This window comes from Gordonia soli NBRC 108243 (assembly GCF_000334455.1).
Classification (GTDB): Bacteria; Actinomycetota; Actinomycetes; order Mycobacteriales; family Mycobacteriaceae; genus Gordonia; species Gordonia soli.
This window is the reverse complement of the sequence record NZ_BANX01000020.1, coordinates 224,691-245,971: the sequence shown is the minus strand read 5'-3', so window position 1 is coordinate 245,971 and position 21,281 is coordinate 224,691. Positions and strand designations below refer to the sequence as shown.

General features: G+C 68.8%; 18 protein-coding genes. 10 read left to right on the top strand and 8 right to left on the bottom strand.

What is annotated here, in order from left to right:
- Window positions 1–58: 58 nt before the first annotated feature.
- Window positions 59–406, top strand: a complete 348-nt coding sequence (locus GS4_RS14900; protein ID WP_007621910.1) for a PNPOx family protein — start codon at window positions 59–61, stop codon at window positions 404–406.
- A gap of 226 nt (window positions 407–632) precedes the next feature.
- On the opposite strand, the gene GS4_RS14895 is transcribed toward GS4_RS14900, so the two are convergent.
- On the bottom strand, window positions 633–2,477 hold the full coding sequence (locus GS4_RS14895) for a flavin-containing monooxygenase (protein ID WP_007621908.1): 1,845 nt from the start codon (window positions 2,475–2,477) through the stop codon (window positions 633–635).
- A 176-nt stretch (window positions 2,478–2,653) separates the two neighbouring features.
- Between GS4_RS14895 and GS4_RS14890 the strand changes: the two genes are divergently transcribed.
- The 3 genes from GS4_RS14890 (at window position 2,654) to nucS (ending at window position 6,148) form a co-directional block, all read left to right on the top strand.
- A complete protein-coding gene (locus tag GS4_RS14890; protein WP_007621907.1) occupies window positions 2,654–3,916 on the top strand; it encodes a GAF domain-containing protein in 1,263 nt (420 codons plus the stop codon).
- A gap of 69 nt (window positions 3,917–3,985) precedes the next feature.
- On the top strand, window positions 3,986–5,431 hold the full coding sequence (gene glsA / locus GS4_RS14885; protein ID WP_007621904.1) for a glutaminase A: 1,446 nt from the start codon (window positions 3,986–3,988) through the stop codon (window positions 5,429–5,431).
- Window positions 5,432–5,464: 33 nt separating this feature from the next.
- Entirely contained in the window at window positions 5,465–6,148 is a 684-nt protein-coding gene (gene nucS / locus GS4_RS14880) for an endonuclease NucS (RefSeq protein ID WP_007621902.1), read from the top strand.
- A 95-nt stretch (window positions 6,149–6,243) separates the two neighbouring features.
- On the opposite strand, the gene GS4_RS14875 is transcribed toward nucS, so the two are convergent.
- Both GS4_RS14875 and mce read right to left on the bottom strand, forming a co-directional pair.
- Window positions 6,244–7,401 carry a DivIVA domain-containing protein gene (locus tag GS4_RS14875; RefSeq protein ID WP_007621896.1) on the bottom strand — a complete coding sequence of 386 codons (1,158 nt, stop codon included), beginning with the start codon at window positions 7,399–7,401 and terminating at the stop codon, window positions 6,244–6,246.
- A gap of 51 nt (window positions 7,402–7,452) precedes the next feature.
- Complete coding sequence (gene mce, locus GS4_RS14870) at window positions 7,453–7,950, bottom strand: methylmalonyl-CoA epimerase (RefSeq protein WP_007621895.1); 498 nt, start codon at window positions 7,948–7,950, stop codon at window positions 7,453–7,455.
- A 92-nt stretch (window positions 7,951–8,042) separates the two neighbouring features.
- Here mce and GS4_RS14865 point away from each other — a divergent pair, with 92 nt between their 5' ends.
- The 5 genes from GS4_RS14865 to GS4_RS14845 all read left to right on the top strand — a co-directional run bounded on the left by GS4_RS14865 (window position 8,043) and on the right by GS4_RS14845 (window position 12,370).
- On the top strand, window positions 8,043–9,269 hold the full coding sequence (locus GS4_RS14865; protein WP_007621892.1) for an acetyl-CoA C-acetyltransferase: 1,227 nt from the start codon (window positions 8,043–8,045) through the stop codon (window positions 9,267–9,269).
- 62 nt (window positions 9,270–9,331) lie between these two features.
- Window positions 9,332–9,691 (top strand): DUF3817 domain-containing protein, encoded by a 360-nt coding sequence (locus tag GS4_RS14860; RefSeq protein ID WP_007621890.1) that lies wholly within the window; start codon window positions 9,332–9,334, stop codon window positions 9,689–9,691.
- A gap of 27 nt (window positions 9,692–9,718) precedes the next feature.
- Entirely contained in the window at window positions 9,719–10,024 is a 306-nt protein-coding gene (locus GS4_RS14855) for a thiamine-binding protein (RefSeq protein WP_007621888.1), read from the top strand.
- Between the two features lie 27 nt (window positions 10,025–10,051).
- Window positions 10,052–11,365 carry an MFS transporter gene (locus GS4_RS14850; RefSeq protein WP_007621886.1) on the top strand — a complete coding sequence of 438 codons (1,314 nt, stop codon included), beginning with the start codon at window positions 10,052–10,054 and terminating at the stop codon, window positions 11,363–11,365.
- Between the two features lie 81 nt (window positions 11,366–11,446).
- Window positions 11,447–12,370, top strand: coding sequence for a tetratricopeptide repeat protein (locus tag GS4_RS14845; protein ID WP_040510632.1), 924 nt, complete (start codon window positions 11,447–11,449; stop codon window positions 12,368–12,370).
- A 57-nt stretch (window positions 12,371–12,427) separates the two neighbouring features.
- Here the strand turns inward: GS4_RS14845 and glgB are convergent, their stop codons facing one another.
- From glgB to GS4_RS14820, 5 genes are read right to left on the bottom strand one after another with little or no spacing between them, the layout of a single operon-like run.
- Window positions 12,428–14,626 (bottom strand): 1,4-alpha-glucan branching protein GlgB, encoded by a 2,199-nt coding sequence (gene glgB, locus GS4_RS14840; protein ID WP_245555678.1) that lies wholly within the window; start codon window positions 14,624–14,626, stop codon window positions 12,428–12,430.
- 15 nt (window positions 14,627–14,641) lie between these two features.
- Complete coding sequence (locus GS4_RS14835; protein WP_007621883.1) at window positions 14,642–16,642, bottom strand: maltotransferase domain-containing protein; 2,001 nt, start codon at window positions 16,640–16,642, stop codon at window positions 14,642–14,644.
- Window positions 16,643–16,699: 57 nt separating this feature from the next.
- Window positions 16,700–18,871 (bottom strand): ATP-dependent DNA helicase, encoded by a 2,172-nt coding sequence (locus GS4_RS14830; protein WP_007621881.1) that lies wholly within the window; start codon window positions 18,869–18,871, stop codon window positions 16,700–16,702.
- Complete coding sequence (locus GS4_RS14825; protein ID WP_007621879.1) at window positions 18,871–19,485, bottom strand: isochorismatase family protein; 615 nt, start codon at window positions 19,483–19,485, stop codon at window positions 18,871–18,873. Before GS4_RS14825 ends, GS4_RS14830 begins: the two co-directional genes overlap by 1 nt.
- A 22-nt stretch (window positions 19,486–19,507) precedes the next feature.
- Complete coding sequence (locus GS4_RS14820) at window positions 19,508–20,812, bottom strand: nicotinate phosphoribosyltransferase (protein WP_007621878.1); 1,305 nt, start codon at window positions 20,810–20,812, stop codon at window positions 19,508–19,510.
- A gap of 107 nt (window positions 20,813–20,919) precedes the next feature.
- Between GS4_RS14820 and clpS the strand changes: the two genes are divergently transcribed.
- Window positions 20,920–21,246 (top strand): ATP-dependent Clp protease adapter ClpS, encoded by a 327-nt coding sequence (gene clpS, locus GS4_RS14815; protein ID WP_007621877.1) that lies wholly within the window; start codon window positions 20,920–20,922, stop codon window positions 21,244–21,246.
- Window positions 21,247–21,281 lie beyond the last annotated feature (35 nt).

Below are 21,281 nucleotides of genomic sequence, written 5' to 3'. Positions count from 1 at the left end.
CAAGGCCCCTCGTTCACTCGAGGGGCCTTGCTGCGTTTGCGGTCGTATCCTCGAAGCCATGAACACTTTTCAGCGTGTGGCCAAGGCCGTGAACACCGTCGTCTTTCCGCTGTTACGGCTGCCGGGCGTCGGCCCCCTGCTCGGAAAGGGGATGACCGTCATCAGCTACACCGGTCGAAAGTCCGGCAAGACCTTCGAGCTGCCGGTGTCCTACAGCCGCACCGGAGAGTCCCTGCGTGTCGGGGTGGCTGCTCCGGACAAGAAGAACTGGTGGCGCAACTTCGAGGGCGCCGGCGGCGATGTCACCGTCACGCTGCCCGAAGGTCCTCGCTCGGGTCACGCGGTCGCTGCGCGCGACGACAAGGGACGGATCTGGGTGACGATCGAACTCGTCGCCGCGGCGTGACTCACGCCCCTGACAGCGGCGTGACACACGCCCCATGACAGTGGCGTGACGGACGCCCACGACAGAATTGATCGTGCGCCGAGTCCACCTGGCAGCGTGCTCGACGCTCACATGGATTCGGCACCGACGCCCTGGATCGTCAGGGCGTCGGTGCCGAGTCTGTGGAGGACGCCAGATCACCGGTCTGGGGGTCGAGGCCGGCCGTAGGGTCCTGCGGTCCCACTCGTCACGACAGGTGGTGGACCTCGGCCAGGTTGTAGACCGGGGTGGCGATGCCTTCGAAGCGGGCCTTGAGCTGTAACGCCAGGTACAGCGAGTAGTGCCGGGACTGGTGGAGGTTTCCGCCGTGGAACCACAGACCGGGTTGTTGGGTCGGCTTCCACATGTTGCGCTGCTCTCCCTCCCACGGTCCGGGGTCCTTCGTGGTCTCCGATCCGAGACCCCACACCTTGCCGACGCGGTCGGCGACGTCTTGTCCGATCAGGTCGGCTGCCCAGCCGTTCATCGAGCCGTATCCGGTCGCGTAGACCACCACGTCGGCGGGCAACACGGTGCCGTCGGACAGCACCACCGAGTCCTCGGTGAGATGATCGACCTGACCGTGCTCGAGTGCGATCGACCCATCGGCGATGAGTTCCGATGCGCCGACGTCGATGTAGTACCCGGACCCGCGGCGCAGGTACTTCATGAACAGACCACTGTCGTCGTCTCCGAAGTCGAGATCGAACCCGGCTGCGGTGAGCCGATCGTAGAAGTCTTTGTCCTGTGCACGGATGCGGTCGTAGAGGGGGATCTGGAATTGGTGCATGATCCGATACGGAAGGGACGCGAAGGTCAGATCGGCCTTGTGCGTGGTCATTCCCGCCGCGAGGGCGCGCTCACTGTAGAGGTCGCCGAGACCGATCTCCATCAGTGATTCGGACTTGACGATGTGCGTCGACGATCGCTGCACCATCGTGGTGTCGATGCCGTTCTCCACCAACGCCTTGCAGATGTCGTGTGCCGAGTTGTTCGACCCGATGACCACGACCTTCTTGCCGACGTAGCCGTCCGGGCCGGGGTGCTTGCTGGAGTGGTGCTGGTCGCCCGCGAAGACGTCCTGGCCGGCGAACGTCGGCACACTGGGCTTGCCCGACATCCCGGTCGCCAGTACCAGTTGCGTCGGTGTGAGGGTGAGTCGTTCACCGTCACGATCGATCTCGACGGTCCACCGGCCCGCGGCCTCGTCGTATTCGGCCGACACACAGGTCGTCTTGCTCCAGTACGGCACCTCCATGACCTTGGTGTAGAACTCCAGCCAGTCGCCGACCTTGTCCTTCGGGGCGAACACCGGCCAGTTGTCGGGAAAAGGGAGGTACGGGAGGTGGTCGTACCAGACGGGATCGTGCAGGCAGAGGGACTTGTAGCGATTACGCCACTGGTCGCCGGGGCGTTCCTGACGGTCGACGACGAGTGAGGGGACGCCGAGTTGCCGCAGTCGGGCACCGAGCGCGATGCCGCCCTGTCCGCCGCCGACGACGAGAACGTACGGCTGGTTGTCCCGACCGAGTGAGGCGTCTTCGTCGGCCTTCTTCTCGGCCCACGAACGTCGGTCCGGGTCGGAGCCGTGGACGGCCCCGAGGATGCGACCGGTGCCGCGCGGCTCTTCGTGGCCGGTGAGCTCCTGCAACGTGGTGAGGAGCGTCCAGCCCTGATCTTCTCCGGTCTCCCCATCTGTGCGGATCCGCAGGTGCCCCTCACCTCGTCCGGTGGCCGTCTCGAACGCGATGAAGGCAGAGGTGACATCTCCGTCGGCGGTCGGTGTCTCGGTGGTGCGGAACCGAGCGGGATCGGTGTCGACCAGGCGCTCGGACAAGAGGTCGGTGATCTGTTCCCGGCCCTCCACGGTGGTCAGGTTCCAGGTGAACGCCACCAGGTCGCGCCAATAGGAGTCGACCGCGAACAGACCGGCTGCGCGCGACACGTCGCGGTCGGCGAGGGCCCCCTCGAACCGTGCGAGCCACGCGTCGACCCTCGTCTGGGGATCGGGTGCGGTTTCCTCGTGTGTGTCGGGTTCGAGCGTCTGCGTCATGGTGTCCTCCTCGGACCGTCGCGATGTCAGCGGGATGTGATGCACAGCACAGCCGGGATGCCGAGGTGGCGACAAGGGTTGCATCGGGTTGCGGGCCGTTCGCAACCGTTGCAACCCCGTGCAACCGGGGGGACGACTTTGCGGAGCGGGTGTGATCGGGAGCACAATCGGAACCGATGAGAACTCCTGTCGACACCGCAACCCGCACCGATCAGGCTCGGGCCGACACATGTGGTCCCGAGCCGGCCGTAGGCGCGGGCGATGATCCGCGGCAGTTCGCGCAGGTCTTGAGTGCGGTCTACGACGCCGCGATGACCGGGGCAAAGCTGCCTGCGCGCCCACGACCGGTGATCAGCGAGTCCTGGGAGCGGGCTGCCACCGCGGGTGTCGATCCGGACGCCGGCGGCGGGCACGGCGCGCTCGAGGTGTCCGAGCTGGAGATCAGTCGACATGAGTCGGGACTTGCCGGGGTGCTGCCGGAACTCACCCGTGGTCTGGACGCGGTGATCGCCGACGGCGACAACGTCCTGGTGGTCGCCGACCATCGAGGTCGAGTGCTGTGGCGTAGCGGCTCGGGTCGCGTGCTGACCCGCGCCGACCGACTCGGATTCATCGAGGGCGCCGACTGGGCCGAGGACGCTGTCGGGACCAATGCGATCGGGACGGCATTGATGTTCGGTCGGGCGGTCCAGGTCTTCTCGGCAGAACACTTCGTCCGGACGCATCACGCATGGACGTGTGCGGGTGCGCCGATCCGCGACCCGCGGACCGGCTCGGTGTTGGGGGTCGTCGACGTCAGCGGGCCGGCGGCCACGATCCACCCGACCATGGTGGCGCTGGTCGACGCCGTCGCCAAGCTGGCCGAGGCCCGCCTCCGCGATCAGCACCGCGAGAGCCTCGACCACCTGCGCTCGATCGCGGCACCGATCCTCGCGCGCGCCGCCGGTCCGGCCCTCGCGGTGGACAACGACGGCTGGGTGGCGGCGTTGGACGCGATCCCGCCGCAGACCCGGATCCGCCTTCCCGGTCGCACCACGCCGGGGCGGTTCGTGGTGGGGCCGCTCGGCGAGTGCGACATCGATCCGCTCCCCGGTGGCTGGTTGGTCCGCATCGCGGATCCCGACGGACGTCGGCCGACCTCGGTCGAACTCGATCTCCGCGACTCCGCGCGGCCGGTCGTGACCGTCTCCGGTGGAGCAGGCGGATGGTCCTTCCATCCATCGCCGCGGCACGCCCAGATCCTCGATCTGCTCGCCCAGCACCGATCCGGGCGCAGCGCCGCGCAGATGTCGGCGGACCTGTTCGGGGTCGAGGACCGGACCATCACGATCCGTGCCGAGATGTCCCGGCTGCGCAAACATGCCAGCGGTTTACTGGACGCCAACCCGTACCGCTTCGCCGACGCCGTGGAGGTCACCGTCCGGCGTGCTGTCGGGTGATCGACCCGAGCGTGCCGTCGGGTGATCGACCCCGTCCGGACTGGTGGTGACGACAGCTAGATTGAGCGGGTGATCTCCCTCGTCGACGGCTACCTCGGCCGCATCATGCTGGACTGCCAGGCGCACCTCACCGGTGCGGTCGCCGACTACATCCCGGAGCTTGCCGCCGTCGACCCCGGCGGGTTCGGTCTGTCGATGTGCGTCCACGACGGGCACGTCTACTCGCACGGCGACAGCGCGGCGGCCTTCACGATCCAGTCCATCTCCAAGCCGCTCACGTATGCGTTGGCACTCGGACGACGGGGATTCGCCACCATCGATGCGGCGATCGGCGTCGAGCCGTCGGGGGAGGCGTTCAACGAGATCAGCGTCGACCAGCGCCGCCGTCCGAAGAATCCGATGATCAATGCGGGCGCCATCCTGGCGGCGTCGATGTTGCTGCCGCAGGAGCCGACGGTCTCGTCCGACACGGTGGATGCGGCCTTCGCCGACGTCGTCGAGTTCTACTCGGCATGTGCCGGCCGACGGCTCGGACTCGACGAGCGGGTGTACGCGTCGGAGAGTGCGACCGGCGCGCGCAATCGGGCCATCGCGTACATGCTCGTCAGTTTCGGGGCGCTGCAGACGGATCCGGACGCCGCGATCGACCTCTACTTCCGGCAGTGTTCGCTCCAGGTCACCACCGACGACCTCGCCGTCATCGGGTGCACCATCGCCAACGGCGGGGTCAACCCGCGTACCGGGCGACGGGTCCTCGACCAGGCGGTGGCGCAACGCGTGCTGTCGGTGATGACCACCTGCGGTATGTACGACGGTGCGGGCGACTGGGTGACCAGGGTGGGGTTGCCGGCCAAGAGCGGTGTCGGTGGAGGCATCCTCGCGATCCTGCCCGGGCAACTCGGCATCGGCGTGTACTCGCCGCTCCTCGACGAACACGGCAACAGCGTGCGCGGTGTCGACACGTGTCGGCACCTGTCCACCGATCTCGGGCTGCACATGTTCAACGTCGCGCGCGAGAGTCGCACCACCATCCGCGCCGTCTACGACCTCGGCGACATCGAGGTGAGTCCCGAGTGGGTCGACCGGGAACGCGTGTTCCTGAAGACGTGCCGGGACCGCGTCCGTGTCTATGAGCTTCAGGGCGACCTCACCTTCGCCGGTGCGGAGAGCGCGGTGCGCCGGCTCGAGGCCGACGTGGACCGCTTCGACGTCGCGATTCTGGAGATCTCGCGCGTCGACATCGTCGACCCGGTGGCCCGCAACATGGTGCTCGGGTTCAAGCACGTCCTGGACGAGGGGGGACGGCGATCCCTGGTCGTCGACCCCGACGGGGTGGTGCGGGCCAGCATCGATCGGTATCGCGACGACGGGCCGGCCACCGACATGGGCATCCCGTATGGGGTCGGTCGTCTGGATCCGGCTCTGCCGCATGTGCATTCGTCGATGAGCGAGGCGGTCCTCGACGCCGAGGAGTTCCTGGTGAAGTCGCGACTGATCGAGCCGGGACCCGCCTGACGCCGACGCCGCCGAACCTCTAGGCTGACCTCTGTGCGTCTTGTTGTCGCGGAGTGTCAGGTCGATTACGTCGGCAGGTTGACGGCCCACCTGCCGATGGCCCGCCGATTGCTGCTGATCAAGTCGGACGGGTCGGTCAGCGTCCATGCCGACGATCGGGCGTACAAGCCGCTGAACTGGATGAGTCCGCCCTGCTGGTTGACCGAGGCCGAGGCACCCGAGGGTGTCGAGGCGCAGGCGTACTGGGTGGTGACCAACAAGGCCGGCGAGGAACTGCGGATCACCATCGCGTCGATCGAGCACGACTCCAGCCACGAACTGGGCATCGACCCAGGGCTGGTCAAGGATGGTGTCGAAGCGCATCTGCAGGAACTGCTCGCCGAGCACGTGGAGACGCTCGGCATCGGGCACACCCTGATCCGACGGGAGTACATGACGGCGATCGGTCCGGTCGACCTGTTGTGCCGGGACGGGGGTGGGGCGACCGTCGCAGTCGAGATCAAGCGTCGGGGTGAGATCGACGGTGTCGAACAACTCACGCGGTACCTGGAGCTCCTCAACCGGGACCCGCTGCTGGCGCCGGTGAGCGGGGTGTTCGCGGCCCAGCAGATCAAACCGCAGGCTCGCACCCTCGCCGAGGACCGGGGAATCCGCTGTCTCGTACTGGATTACGATGCGCTGCGCGGTGCGGAGAGCACCGAGTTCCGGCTGTTCTGAGTGGCACGGCGTCGATCCGGTGAAGGATGCGACGCCGGCGATCATCGCGCGAGCTGATCCGGACCGACCGTCGAGCGGCGATCCGGATCGAGGGCTCAGTTGGCCGGTTCGTGGGTCGCGACGTCCTTGGTGCTCTGATCCGACGAGCGCGACGTGTTCGACCCCTGCGAGCCGGACTTCTGGTTGGTCGTCTTTTGCGTGCCCGGCTGGTGCGACCCGGACTTCGAGGATCCGCCCGACGCCTGCGAGGAGTGTTTGGAGGCCTTGGCGTTCGGCGCGCGCTTGATCTGCGACTGCGACGACAAGGCGCGGTTGAGCAACTCGACGTCGTCGAGGTCGGTGAGACCCGCGAGGTCTTCGTCGTCGGGAGCGGTGAGCTGCTCCGGGATCTGCGCGAGCTGGTTGCGCACCTTGTTGAGGTGCTCGACCACCTGCTTGCGAGCGGTGTCGGCCTTGCCGGCGAGCTCACGTGAGCGGGCGAGACGCTCGGTCGCGATCTCCTGCGCGGTCTCCTTCATGCGGGTCGCCTCGTGGCGGGCGCGATCGCGCTGGCTGGCCAGCTCGGCATCGTGACGCTCGCGCTCGGCCTGACGCGCCCTGGTGCTCTGGAGTTCGAGCTCCGCAGCCTCGCCCTTGGCCTTCGTGACGATCCGTCGGGCCTCTTCGCGGGCGGCGGCCATGGTCTCGTTGTGCTCGGCCTCCATCGCGGCCTTGCGCTCGGTGATGAGCCGGGCGGCCTCGGCGGCGTCGCGCTTGGCCTGTGCCTCGAGTGCGTCGGCCTTCTCGCGCGCGTCGCGGGCGCGTGCCTCGGCATCGGAGACGAGCTTGTCTGCCTTGCCCTTGGCGTCGGTACGGGTCCGGTCGGCGACGGCCTCGGCGTCGTCTCGCAGGGTGGCGGCCTCCTGCCGGGCGACCGAGAGGACCTCGTCGGCCTCGGCGGTGGCTTCGGCGCGGATCTCCGACGCCTCATCCGCGGCCAACTGCAGCATGCGTCCGAGACGATCACTCATACCCTGTGCGGTACTCGGCGGCACCGACAGTTTGTCGACCTCGCGGCGGAGTTCCTCGGCCTCTTCCCGGGCCTCCTCCAAATGTGTTGCGAGCTCGTGCGCATTCGCGGTGGCAGCGTCGCGGTCGGCGGCCAGCACCCGCAACTCAGCGTCGATCCGCTGGAGTCGATCGGCGACCTGGTCGCGGTCGTAACCGCGCATCACGATGGCAAAGGGTAGGGGCCTCGGTGCGGGAGCTGACATGGGCGCCAGTCTAACTGAGGTCAGCGCCTGATGATCGGTCGGATCCCGTGGTCAGTGCGGTGCGGCGGTGCCTGCCGGCTCGACGAGTTCGAGCAGCACCCCGCCCGCGTCCTTCGGGTGGACGAAATTGATCCGAGAGTCGGCCGTGCCACGCCGTGCCTCGGGGTACAGGACGCGTACACCGGCGGCGGTGAGAAGTTCGGTGACGGCGTCGACATCGGTCACGCGCACTGCGAGTTGCTGCAGCCCGGGACCGTTGCGATCGAGGAACTTGGCGATGGTCGACTCGTCGGTCAGCGGCGCGAGCAGTTGGATGACCGCACCGCCGGCGTCGGCGGTCTCGCGGGCGCCGACCATCGCCTCGCGGACGCCCTGTTCGTCGTTCACCTCTTCGTGGAGGGTGACGAAACCGAGATGGTCGTAGTACCACTGCTTCGCGGCGTCGAGGTCCGGTACCGCGATGCCGACGTGGTCGATCGCGACGACCAGGTCGGCGATGACGGCGGTGGCCGCGGGGGAGGACTGCGGATCCGTTGCTGAGTCGCTCATGGGCTAACGGTAGCGTTGGGGTTCCGTGCGTGTGCAAGCGCACCGCCCGAACACTCGCTCGGGCCACCGATCCACCGCCTGTTGGAGGTCCCATGTCCTCGTCGTCCGCCACTACCTCGGTCATCGTCGCCGGGGCGCGCACCCCCTTCGGCCGCCTGCTCGGCTCGCTGAAGGACTTCAGTGCCGTCGATCTCGGCGCCGTCGCCATCAAGGGTGCGCTCGAGCGATCCGGTGTCCCCGCCAGCGCGGTCGAGTACGTCATCCTCGGTCAGGTCCTCACCGCAGGTGCGGGTCAGATGCCCGCTCGCCAGGCGGCCGTGAAGGCCGGTATCGGCTGGGACGTGCCGACGCTGACGATCAACAAGATGTGCCTGTCGGGTGTCGACGCGATCGCGCTCGCCGACCAGCTCATCCGCGCCGGCGAGTTCGACGTCGTCGTCGCCGGCGGACAGGAGTCGATGACCCAGGCGCCGCACCTGCTGCCCGGCAGCCGTGGCGGCTTCAAGTACGGCAACACCGAACTCGTCGACCACCTCGCGTTCGACGGACTCTTCGATGCCTTCACCGATCAGCCGATGGGCGCATTGACCGAGCAGGGCAACGACGTCGCCGACACCACCGGAGACGTCACCCGCGGCTTCACCCGCGAGCAGCAGGACGAGTTCGCCGCGCGTAGTCATCAGCTCGCCGCGGCGGCATGGAAGAACGGACTGTTCGCCGACGAGGTCGTGCCGGTCAGCATCCCGCAGCGCAAGGGCGACCCGATCGAGTTCGCCACCGACGAGGGTGTCCGCCCCGACACGACCGCCGGGTCGCTCGCCGGTCTGCGTCCGGCTTTCCGCAAGGACGGCACCATCACCGCGGGCAACTCGTCGCAGATCTCGGACGGCGCCGCCGCCGTGGTCGTGATGAGCAAGGCCAAGGCCGAGGAACTCGGAGTCGAGTGGCTCGCCGAGATCGGTGCACACGGCGTGGTCGCCGGTCCGGACTCGTCGCTGCAGGCCCAGCCGGCCAACGCCATCGAGAAGGCGGTCGCACGTGAGGGGATCTCGGTCTCCGATCTCGACCTGGTGGAGATCAACGAGGCGTTCGCGGCCGTGGGCCTGGCGTCGACCGCAAAGCTCGGCATCGATCCGGAGATCGTCAACGTCAACGGCGGCGCCATCGCCGTCGGCCATCCGATCGGGACGTCCGGCGCCCGGATCGCCCTGCATCTGGCCCTCGAGCTCAAGCGACGGGGCGGTGGCACCGGAGTGGCCGCACTGTGTGGTGCCGGCGGTCAGGGTGACGCCCTCATCCTGAAGGTGCCGAGCGTCTGAGCGACGCGGGCGGAGGAGACCTCTACTACAGACGGTAGTAGGAATCGAACGAATCGGGCACAATGATGGACATGTCGAACTTCCTCGACCTCACGACCCCGGCCAAGCGCTTCCGCTTCGTCGCCGTCGCCGAGGCGATCACGTGGCTGGCCCTGCTTATCGCGATGTTCTTCAAGTGGGTGCTCGGATACACCGAGGCCGTCGCGGTGCCAGGCATGGTGCACGGCATCGTCTTCGTGATCTTCGTGCTCGTGTCGATCGTGACCTGGGTCCAACTGCGGTGGAAGGTCGGCGTCGGGCTGCTGGCTCTCGTCTCGAGCATCCCCCCGTTCGGCACCGTCGTGTTCGAGTGGTGGGCCCAGCGCAACGGCCACCTGGCCGAGCTCTCGACGACCCCCGAGCCCAAGGGCCTCGCAGCCTGATGGTCACGCCATGCTGAGTGTCCTGTCGTGATCGTCGCGTTCAGCCTGAGTCCCTCCGGGGGTGACGCCGTCGACGCCGACGGGGGGATGAGCGAAGCGGTGGCGGCCGCGGTCGAGGTGGTCCGAGGCTCAGGGGTGCCGCATCAGACGACCGCGATGTTCACCTACCTGGAAGGTGAATGGGACGAGGTCATGGCGGTGGTCAAAGCCGCGACCGACGCCGTGGCGGCGCGCGCTCCGCGGGTCGGCCTCGTGCTCAAGGCCGACATCCGTCCCGGTCACACCGGCGAGATGACCGGCAAGGTGGAACGGGTCGAGCGTCATCTGGACTGACGACACCGACGGGCAGGAGCGGCGGCGATGACCGGTCACGCGGCCCGTCGGGGGCGATCCGCGGTCACCGCGGTGTTCGCCCTCAACGGCTTCCTCGCCGCGATGTGGGTCGCCCACATCCCGGTGATCACCGACCGCACCGGCGTGGACCACAGCGCACTCGGCGGCCTGTTGCTGCTGCTCGGCGGGTCCGCGTTTGTCGGCATGCAGATCTGCGGTCCGCTGATCGACCGCTGGGGTTCCCGACCGTCGACCATCGCCGCCGCCGTCGCACTCTCCGCGGCGGTGCTGACGCCGGTGCTCGCCACCAACGCCCTCCAGCTCGCGCTGGGCCTGATCGCCTTCGGTTTCGCGAACGGCTGTCTCGACGTCTCGATGAACGCGCAGGCGGTCCAGGTGGAACGCGCGTACCGCAGGCCGATCATGGCAGCGTTCCACGGGTTCTTCTCGATCGGCAGCCTGATCGGCTCCGGTGTCGTCGCGGCGACACTGTGGGCCGACGTCGGGGTGATCGCCACCGTCGCCGTCGCCGGGGTCGTCGGCCTCGGCGTGATCGCGGCGTCGGCCGCCGGACTCGTGCCCAAGGGATATCCGGCCGTGGGGGTAGCGGATTCCGCAGTCCCCGCCGGGGCCGCCCCGGCGACCGATCTCCGGAGTGATGCCGATGCCCCGGACGGTGGCGACGCGGTCTCCTCGGCCGAGCCGTGGTGGCGGGGCGTCGACCTGCGACGCATCGGCCTGATGGCGGCGGTCGCCTTCGCGCTGATGCTCGCCGAGGGAACGGCCTACGACTGGAGTGCCCTCCACGTCGTGGAGACATTCGGTACGCGTGATGCGCTGGGCGCCATCGCGTTCGGTGCGTTCAGTGCGGCCATGACGGTCGCGCGCTTCGGGACCGACCGCATCGCCGGGGCGGTGGGACCGGTGGCCGTCGTCCGGTACGGCGCACTCATCGGGATCGTCGGCATGACCGTGGCGGTCATCTCGCCGAACCCCGGACTCGCGATCGTCGGGTGGACCGTCTTCGGCATCGGGCTCGCCGGCCTGATCCCGCAGATATTCACGGCTGCGGGCAACGTCACCACCGAGTCCAGCGGCCGGACGATCTCGCTGGTGGTCGGTTGCGGGTATCTGGGGATGCTGGCCGGGCCGGCAATCGTCGGGTTCATCAGCAACCTCACCAGTCTGGCGACCGCGCTCTGCGCCGCGATCCTGGCGCTCGTCTTCGCCGCGTTCGCGGCCGGTGTGGTCCGCCCGCCAGAGGAGAACGGGTACACCCCCGACCGAACCGGAAGGCGTCCCGGCCGCGGCCTCTCGACGGGCTCCCGTCGCCGGTCGTGACACACTGGTGAGGTGACTCGTCCTACCAATCGTCAGCAGGCAGCGGCCGCCGCGGCGCGTCAGCAGGCCGCGGCCGTCGCCATGGCCGGAGCGGTCGATCTCTCCGGCTTGAAGGAGCGCGCCGACGCGCAGCGTGCCCAACCGACAGCCGCGTCGGGGCCGCCCGCCGAGGGGAGGCCCGCGACTGCGCCGCCGACCGGCGCCCCGGCTCCCGGCGACGCCGTCATCGACGTGACCGAGGAGACCTTCGAGACCGAGGTGCTGGCACGTTCCGACCAGCAGCTGGTGCTGGTCGACCTGTGGGCCGAATGGTGCGGCCCCTGCAAGCAGCTCTCCCCGGTCCTCGAGTCGCTGGCGGTGCGGGCCGGCGGAGCCTGGGTTCTGGCCAAGATCGACGTCGATGCGAATCCCCGTATCGCCCAGGCCTTCCGGGTCCAATCCATCCCGATGGTGGTGGCCATCGCCCACGGGCAACCGGTCGCGGCTTTCAACGGGGTCCGCTCCGAGGCCGAGATCACCTCATGGGTCGACGAGATCCTCGGCCAGGTCGGCGACACCCTGACCGGTGCTCCGACGGACGCCCCGGCGGAGCCGGAGCCGGAGGACCCGCGACTGGTCGCGGCCGCCGCCAAGCTCGACGACGGAGACTTCGAGGGCGCGCTCGCCGCATATCAGGCGGTCGCGGAGGCAGAACCGGGCAACGTCGAGGCCGCATCGGCCGCTCGCAATCTGGAGTTCGTGCTCCGGGCGCAGGCGCACGACCCGGCCATCGTCGACACCGCCGCAGCCGGCGACATCGACGCGCAGCTCGCGGCCGCCGATGTGCTCCTCCTCGGACAGCAGCCCGAGGCCGCATTCGATCGGATCATCGCGGTGGTCAAGGTAACCGCGGGGGATGACCGCACGCGTGCACGCACCCGGTTGCTGGAGCTCTTCGAACTCTTCGAGTCCGACGAGCCGTTCGTCATCGCGGCCCGCCGGAAGCTGGCCTCCGCGCTGTACTGATTCCCCGGGGGCTCACCCGGGTGGTGGGAGCCGCACCCGCGCCGCCGCCCGGGCAGCTCAGCGGTGCGGTGCCAGCCAGATCGCGGAATTGGCCGGGATCATCACGGTCGCCGACACGGGTCGGCCATGCCAGGCCGGACCGTCGGCGGACACCTGTCCGAGGTTGCCCTTGCCGCTGCCGCTGTACGCCGTCGCATCGGTGTTGAGGACCTCGTCCCACACACCGCCCTCGGGCAGACCGACGCGGTAGCTGTCGCGATCGGATCCGGAGAAGTTGAAGACACACGCGATCACGGAACCATCGGCGCCATGCCGTAGGAAGCTGATCACGTTGTTGGCAGTGTCGTTGGCGTCGATCCAGGAATAGCCCGACGGCTCGGTGTCGCGGCTGTAGAGAGCCGGCGTCGCGCGGTAGACCCGGTTGAGGTCGGTCACCAGCGCAGATATGCCGGAGTGCAGTTCGCCCTCCCAGCCCTGCAGCTGATGCCAGTCCAGACTGCGGTCGTCGCCCCACTCGCCGGTCTGACCGAACTCCTGGCCCATGAACAGCAGCTGCTTGCCGGGATGAGACCACATGTACGCCAGGAAGATCCGTACCCCGGCCGCCTTGGTCGGCGAGTCACCCGGCATCCGGGTCCACAGCGTGCCCTTGCCGTGCACGACCTCGTCGTGGGACACCGGCAGCACGAAGTTCTCGCTCCACGCGTACATCAGCGAGAAGGTGATCTCGTGATGGTGGAAGGAGCGATGCACCTGATCACGCGTCACGTAGCCGAGGGTGTCGTGCATCCACCCCATGTTCCATTTGAAGCTGAAACCCAGGCCGCCCAGGTTCGTCATCCGCGTGACGCCCGGCCACGCGGTGGACTCCTCGGCGATGGTCACCACACCCGGGAAGTGCTTGTGTACGGTCGCATTCGTCTCTTGGAGGAACTGCACCGCCTCCAGGTTCTCCCGACCGCCGTAGACATTGGGACGCCACTGGCCGTCGGGTCGGGAGTAGTCGAGGTAGAGCATCGAGGCCACCGCATCGACGCGCAGTCCGTCGATGTGGAACTCGGCGAACCAGAACAACGCGTTGGCCACCAGGAAGTTCCGGACCTCGCGTCGACCGAAGTCGAACACATAGGTGCCCCAGTCGAGTTGCTCGCCGCGCAGCGGGTCGGCGTGCTCGTACAGCGGGGTGCCGTCGAACCGTGCCAGGGCCCACTCGTCTTTCGGGAAATGCGCGGGCACCCAGTCGACCAGCACACCGATGCCCAGTTCGTGGAGGTGGTCGACGAGGTGCCGGAAGTCGTCGGGGCTCCCGAAGCGGGACGTCGGCGCGTAGTACGAGGTGACCTGATAACCCCACGAACCGCCGAACGGATGCTCGGCGACCGGCAGGAACTCGACGTGGGTGAATCCCTTCTCGACGACGTAGGAGCCGAGCTCGACCGCGAGCTCGCGGTAGTCGAGCCCGAGTCGCCATGACCCCAGGTGCACCTCGTAGACGCTCATGGGTGCGTCGTGCGGAGTGGACACCGCCCTGGCGGCGATCCAGTCGTCGTCGGTCCAGATGAAGGTGGACTCGGTGACGACGGACGCAGTGGCGGGCGGGATCTCGGTCGCGCGAGCCATCGGATCGGCCTTGTCCCTGACCACTCCGTCGGCCCCGTGGACCCGGAACTTGTAGCGGGTGCCGTCGCCCAGGCCCGGCACGAAGACCTCCCACACACCACTGGATCCGATCGCGCGCATGGGCGTCCCGCGACCCGTCCAGCCGTCGAAGTCGCCCACGACCGCCACACCGTGTGCGTTCGGCGCCCACACGCTGAACGCGGTACCGGTGACGGTGCCGTCCGGGGTGTCGTAGGAGACGACCCGTGCGCCGAGCGCCTCCCAGAGAGTCTCGTGCCTGCCTTCGGCGAAGAGGTGCACGTCGACGTCGCCGAAGCTGGGCAGGAAGCGGTACCCGTCGGCGACGACGGCCTCGGTGGTCCCGCTGCCGTCGGCATAGGTGACCCGGTACCGGTAGTCGGCGAGCTCGGTCACCGGGACAGCTGCGACGTAGAGGTCCGGTGTCTGGCGCGTCATGGGATGGTCCACACCGCCGATCACGGCGACGACCGACTGCGCGCCGGGCCGCAGCGTCCGGAGGATCGTGTGACCGTCGGGGGCGGCGTGCGCGCCGAGGAAGGCGTGCGGGTCGGGATGGGTCAGCGTGTCGAGCCGACGCAGGTCGTGATCGGATGCGGCGGGGTCGGGCGTACCCATGGGTGAAGCCTCCATCTACGGTTTCCGATACGACAGTTCCACTGCCGCTGCGTGATCCAGCGGCGGGAGCGCGACGATGTGGGCCACCGCCCGCCACGGTTCCAGGCGGATGAAGTTGGCCTGCCCCCAGTGGTACTCCTCGCCGCTGACCTCGTCGCGGCCGGTGAAACGGTCCTGCCATTCGAATCCCAGGGCGGGCATGTCCAGCCAGAGTGTCGATTCCTCGGCCCCGTACGGGTTGAGGTTGATGACCACCACGACGCGGTCACCCGAGACCGGGTCGAGCTTGGAGTACGCGATCAGCGCCGGGTTGTCGATGTGGTGGAAGGTCAGGTTACGCAGCTGCTGCAACGCGGGGTGCCGACGCCGGATCCCGTTCAGGGACGTGATCCAGGGCTCCAGGGACTCGCCCCGACTGGCGGCATCCTTGTAGTCACGCGGCCGCAACTCGTACTTCTCCGAATGCAGGTACTCCTCGCTGCCATCGACGACCGCGACGTGCTCGAACAGTTCGTACCCGCTGTAGACCCCCCAGGTCGGTGCGAGGGTCGCGGCGAGGGCGGCACGGAGGGCGAACATGCCGGGGCCGCCGTACTGCAGACTCGCGTGCAGGATGTCCGGGGTGTTCACGAACAGGTTCGGACGTGCCTCGTCGGCATGCGCGGCCAGCTCGCGGCCGAACTCCTCGAGATCCCACTTGGTGGTCTTCCATGTGAAGTACGTGTACGACTGCGTGAAACCGAGGCGGGCGAGACCGTAGAGCCGGGCCGGACGGGTGAACGATTCGGAGAGGAAGAGCACGTCCGGGTCCCGCTTCTTGACCTCGGTGATCAGCCACTCCCAGAAGTTGGGCGGTTTTGTGTGCGGGTTGTCGACGCGGAAGATGCGGACGCCGAGTGAGACCCAGTGGAGGACCACCTTGAGCACGGCCCGGTAGATCCCGTTCCGGTCGTCGTCGAAGTTGAGCGGGTAGATGTCCTGGTACTTCTTGGGCGGGTTCTCGGCGTAGGCGATGGTGCCGTCGGGCTGCACGGTGAACCAGTCGGGGTGTTCGGTCGCCCAGGGGTGGTCGGGCGCGCACTGCAGGGCCAGGTCCAGCGCGACCTCGAGATCGAGTTCGCGTGCGCGCGAGACGAAGTGCGCGAAGTCCTCCTCGGTGCCCAACCGTGGGTGGATGGCGTCGTGGCCGCCCTCGGCCGAACCGATCGCCCAGGGCGAACCGACATCGTCGGGCCCTGCGACCAGGGTGTTGTCCGGACCCTTGCGGTTGATCTGACCGATCGGATGGATCGGCGGGAGGTACACGACGTCGAATCCCATGTCGGCGATCCGGGGGAGGTCCTCGGCGGCGGTGTGGAAGGTGCCGTGCAGCGGCCGTCCGTCGGCGTCCCGGCCGCCGGTCGACCGCGGGAAGAACTCGTACCAGGACCCGACCAGAGCGCGACGGCGATCGGCCCAGATGCGGTACGACCGGCTCTTGGTCACCAGTTCCCGGACCGGTGCCGCGGCCAGCAGATCCGCGATCTCGTCGGACAGCGCCAGATTGACCCGGTTCTCCACCCGGCGCCGGCTCTCGCGCAGCCACGCGATCGCGTCGCGGATGACGTCGTGCCGATCCGGAGCCACGGTCTGCAGCGCATCAGTCAGGATTCGCGCACCGGTCTCGAGGTCGTTGGCGAGATCGGCCGCACCCTGGCCCGCATCGAGTTTCTTGGCGACCGCCGACCGCCACGTGGAATACGGATCGCTCCACGCGTCGATACGGAACACCCAGAACCCCACCGCGTCGGGTACGAACGAGGCGTTATAGACGTCGGCGACGTCGCCGGGGACCATCCGGTGCTCGGCGATCCGACGGTCCGGGGTCTCCACGTGGAGGGTCACCCCGAGGGCGTCGTGACCCTCGCGCCATGCGGTGGTCTGAATCGGGATGAGTTCACCCACAACGGCTTTGGCAGGGAACTGTCCGGCTGCGACGAGAGGCTGGATGTCGTCGATACCCATCCGACCGATCACTCGCGACCTCCTCTCAGCAGTACCGCGACGTCGATCCGCGTGGTTGGCCCACCCGACTCAACCGTAGGGGATGGCGGCGAGTCTGCCCAACGCTGAACGCACCAGGTCGCCATCGGTGGTGCGCCAGAACGGCGGCAGGGACGCCACCAGGTATCCGCCGTAGCCCGCGGTGGCCAGGCGTGAGTCGAGCACCGCGACCACGCCACGGTCGTCGACCGACCGCAACAGACGTCCGGCGCCCTGTGCGAGCAGCAGTGCCGCGTGATTGGCGGCGACCGTCAGGAACCCGTTGCCGCCGCGCGCGGTCACCGCGCGTTGACGAGCGGTGAGCAGCGGGTCGTCGGGCCGCGGGAAGGGGATGCGGTCGATGGTGACCAGGCTCAGCGACGGACCGGGCACGTCGACGCCCTGCCAGAGCGACAGGGTGCCGAACAGACAGGTGTGCGGATCATCGGCGAACTTCTTGACCAACGCGGAGGTCGAGTCCTCGCCCTGGCAGAGGACCGGGTGGTCGGTGCGTTCGCGGATCGCGTCCGCTGCCTCTCGTGCTGCGCGCATCGAGGAGAACAGACCGAGGGTCCGGCCGTCGGCGGCGGCGATCAACCCGGCGAGTTCGGTCAGCGTTTCTTCGGCGATCGCGTCACGACCGGGACGGGGGAGATGGCGCGCCACATAGAGGATCGCGGACCGGGGGTAGTCGAAGGGGGAACCGGCGTCGACGCCCGACCAGCGGGGCGGCGACGAATCCGACGGCACCGCCGCGCCGTTCGCGGTCACGTGGCGCACGTCGGTGACGGGGCCGTCGGTGCTGGGGGTGGCCGCGGTCGGGGCGGCCGATCCGGACGAGTCGGTCGCCGGTCCCGGTTCGACACCCCCGCCGGCAGGCAGACCCCAGGTGCGTGCGAGGGCGTCGAAGGACCCGCCGACGGTGAGTGTCGCAGAGGTGAGGATGACCGTCGCCTGGGCGAACAGCGTGCTGCGCAAGAGTCCGCCGACCGACAAGGGGGCGATACGCAACACCATCCGGGTGTCCTGGCCGGCGCGTTCCTCGGCGACCCACACCACGTCCCGGCGTCGCGACTCGTCGGGATCGTCGAACGCACCGAGCAGGCGGACGACCGTGTCGTGCATCTCCTCGACGCCGGTGAGGGCGGCCGACCGCGCCGCGATGGCAGCGCTGTCGTCGCCCGAACCCGGGTTGCGCACCGGTCCGATCGCGCTGTGCGCCGCCCAGAGTCGGTCGCGCAACGCGGCCAGCACGAGCGCCGATCCGGACGGCAGTGATGTCCACTGGCGCGCGGGCAGATCGGCGAGGAGTTCGCCCAGCTGTTCGCCCGCTCCGACCACGTTGTCGACCGTCTCCTCGTCGATGAGCTTGCCGCAGCGTCGGGCGAGCATGGTCACCGCTGCCGCGGACACCTCGGCGGTGGACACGGCGGTGATCCGGTCGACGAGCTCGTGGGCCTCGTCGATGACCACCACGTCGTGCTCGGGGAGGATCGTCGCCGGGCTCATCGCGTCGATCGCGAGCAGCGCGTGGTTGGTGACGACCACGTCGACATGTCCCGCCGACCGTCGAGCCCGCTCGGCGAAACAGTCCTCGGCGTAGGAGCAGTTGGCCGCCCCGAGGCATTCGCGGGCCGAGACACTGACCTGTCGCCAGGCGCGGTCGCCGACACCGGGGGTGAGATCGTCCCGGTCGCCGGTCTCGGTGTCGCTGGACCACTCGCGCAGGCGGGTCACCTCGCGGCCGGTCCGGGAGAGCTCGAAGGCGTCGAACAGCTCCGTGGACGGCTCGTCGGCGACACCGGAGTGGATCTTGTTCAGGCACAGATAGTTCCCGCGCCCCTTGAGGATCGCGAAGGTCGGCTCCCGGCCGAGTCCCGGGGCGAGCGCGGCGGCGAAGCGTGGTAGGTCGCGCTCGATGAGCTGCCGCTGCAGCGCGATGGTCGCGGTCGAGACGACGACGGTCTTGCCCGACTCCACGGCGTGCCGGATCGACGGCACGAGGTACGCGAGCGACTTGCCCGTGCCCGTTCCCGCCTGCACGGCGAGATGCTCACCGGTGTCGATGGCGTTGGCGACCGCGGTCGCCATCCGCACCTGACCGTCACGGCGCTTGCCGCCGAGTGACGCGACGGCCGCGTCGAGCAGTGCGGTCACCGCCGCCGCGGTCTCCGGATCGGCGCGATCCGCCGCCGGGATCCGTGTCTTCTCGGAGGTCGGCATCAGGTCTGTGCCGCTCCGGCGTAGAGCAGGTCGCCGACCAGTTCGACGCCGGCATCGCGCAGCGCCGACAGCGCGGCCGCCGATGTCTCGGCGCCGACGGCGGCGGTGAAGTTGAGCAGTACCCGGACCGTGAAACCGGCGGCTGCGGCATCGAGTGCGGTGGCGCGCACACAGTGATCGGTGGCGATGCCGACGATGTCGACGGAGGTGATGCCGCGGTCGGTCAGCCAGGCCGTCAGCGTGGTGCCGTCGTCGCTGGTGCCCTCGAAACCGGAATACGCGGCGCTGTAGTGGCCCTTGGAGAAGACCTCCTGCACCGCGGATGTGTCCAGGCCGGGGTGGAAGGCGATGCCATCGGTGCCGACTCGGCAATGCGGCGGCCAGGAGTCGACGAAGTCCGGATCGGTGGAGAAGTGATCGCCGGGGTCGATGTGGTGATCTCGGGTGGCGACGACGGTCTGGTACTCGCCGATGAGCCGGGAGATCGCGCCGGCGATCGCCGCGCCACCGTTCACACCGAGGGCGCCACCCTCACAGAAGTCGTTCTGGACGTCGACGACGATCAGTGCGTCGTGCGCGGAAGGGGAGCGGTCGGTGCCGGATGGGCTGCTCATCGCGGTTCCTTCGTCGGGTCGGTCAGGAGAGTTGGTAGCGGGTGGGAACGGCCGGATCGCCGTGCGACAGGCCGAGACCTTCCCACGGCAGGCTGACCAACGCGTCGGCCAGGTGTCGGCGACCGTCCTCGAGGGTCGGGAGGTCGGCGACCGGGGTGCCGTCGCGCACCAGTGGGATCTGCAGCGGTCGGACTCGGAGCCCGTCGACGGTCGGCACCGGCTCCGCGGCGCGGTAGACGATCTCCTCGACGATGGTCCCGGTCGCGCGGGCCGCCCGTGCGGCGGACTTCGCGCCGCCGCGGGACTCCTTGTGGCTGGCACGCTTGGCGACGGGTACGCCGTCGACCTCGACGAGTTTGTAGACCATCCCGGCCGTCGGCGCGCCGCTGCCGGTGACCAGTGATGTTCCGACGCCATAGGTGTCCACCGGTTCGGCACGCAGCGACGCGATCGCGTACTCGTCCAGGTCGCCGGAGACGACGATCTTGGTGTCCGGCGCGCCCAGGTCGTCCAGCTGCTCACGCACCTTGCGCGCCAGCACGCCCAGGTCGCCGGAGTCGATACGGACCGCGCCGAGTTCGGGGCCGGCCACCTCGATGGCGTTGGCGACGCCCTGGGTGATGTCGTAGGTGTCCACCAGCAAGGTGGTCCCGACGCCGAGTGCCTCGATCTGCGCTGCGAAGGCCGCCTTCTCGTCGGGACCGTCGGGTCCGGTGAACCCCAGGGTGAACGCGTGTGCGGCGGTACCCGCGCTGGGAACGCCGTAGGTGCGGGCGGCCTCGAGGTTGGACGTGGCCGCCACCCCGGCGAGGTAGGCGGCACGCGCGCTGGCCACCGCTGCCCGCTCATGCGTGCGTCGTGACCCCATCTCGATGATCGGTCGGACGCCGGCGGCGCTCACCATGCGGGCCGCCGCCGACGCGATCGCGCTGTCGTGGTTGAGGATCGACAGGACGAGCGTCTCCAGCAGGACCCCTTCGGCGAAGCCGGCGCGCACGGTCAGGATGGGTGAGCCGGGGAAGTACAGCTCGCCCTCCCGGTAACCGTCGATCTCCCCGCCGAAGCGGTACTCGCGCAACCAGTCCACGGTGTCGGGGTCCAGGAATCGGCTCACCACGGCGAGTTCGTCGTCACCGAAACGGAAATGCTCCAGCTCGTCGAGAAGGCGCCCGGTGCCCGCGACCACGCCGTACCGGCGGCCGTCGGGGAGCCGGCGGGCGAACACCTCGAAGGTGCACTGGCGGTGCGCGACCGGTTGACGCAGTGCCGCGGCGACCATCGTCAACTCGTACTGGTCGGTCAGCAGCGCGGTGTTCTGGATGCTCACAAGTCGTTACCCTATGTGTCATGGCGCCAGACGAGACTGTCCTCCGCGCGCCCGCGGCGGGCGTGTCGGCGGACCGCCGACCTCGCCCGGTCGAGGCGCGCGGTTCGATGCGCACCCCGATGACCTGCCGTGCGCACGAGGCTACCCCCGGCGGCACCGCGGTGGCCGAACCCGATGTCGCCGACGGCGATGTCGCGATCGACCGGCCCTGGGTCACCATCGTGTGGGATGACCCTGTCAATTTGATGCGCTACGTGACGTTCGTGTTCCAGAAGATCTTCGGATATTCCGAGAGTCGGGCGAACCAGCTGATGATGCAGGTCCACACCGAGGGCAAGGCCGTGGTGTCGGCGGGCGATCGCGACAAGGTGGAGAAGGACGTCGCGAAGCTGCACGCCGCGGGGCTGTGGGCCACCATGCAGCGCGATTCCTGACCACTGCCCGACACCTGCATCGTGCCGGACGTGGC